1 protein-coding gene is annotated in these 384 nt (G+C 38.5%); it reads right to left on the bottom strand.

All coding sequences use genetic code 11. The features are described from left to right. Positions 1–384: hypothetical protein (locus CWC38_RS12750; protein WP_500683903.1), on the bottom strand; the 384-nt coding region annotated here is incomplete at both ends.

Genomic DNA, 384 nt, shown 5'->3' with positions numbered 1-384 from the left:
CAATTGGACCGGCCAATAAACCCAATACTTCTGCCACTGTCGATACCGCGAGCACAACTCCTTCAATTGCAGTATAAAGTGACATCATCACACCAAACAAACTCATAAGTACACCAATAATTTGTGCAATTACAGGATGGGCTTCAAACAAATTGGATATAAATTGAACGATTGTATTAATAACCTGTAAAACAATTGCACCAATGGGCGCCATCGCTTCAACAAATTTCAGTAAAGCGCCAATCACATTACCGATTAATGAGGCGACAACTGGTCCGTTCGTTTTAAGGTAATTCAGAAAATCATTAAACGCTTTTGACTTACCAACACTTTCACTCCAAGCTCTAAAGCGCCCTGCCATTTCAGATAATGTTTTAAATAAAT

The organism is Kocuria tytonicola (genome assembly GCF_003687455.1).
Taxonomy (GTDB): domain Bacteria; phylum Actinomycetota; class Actinomycetes; order Actinomycetales; family Micrococcaceae; genus Kocuria; species Kocuria tytonicola.
This window is presented reverse-complemented; position numbering and strand designations above follow the sequence as displayed.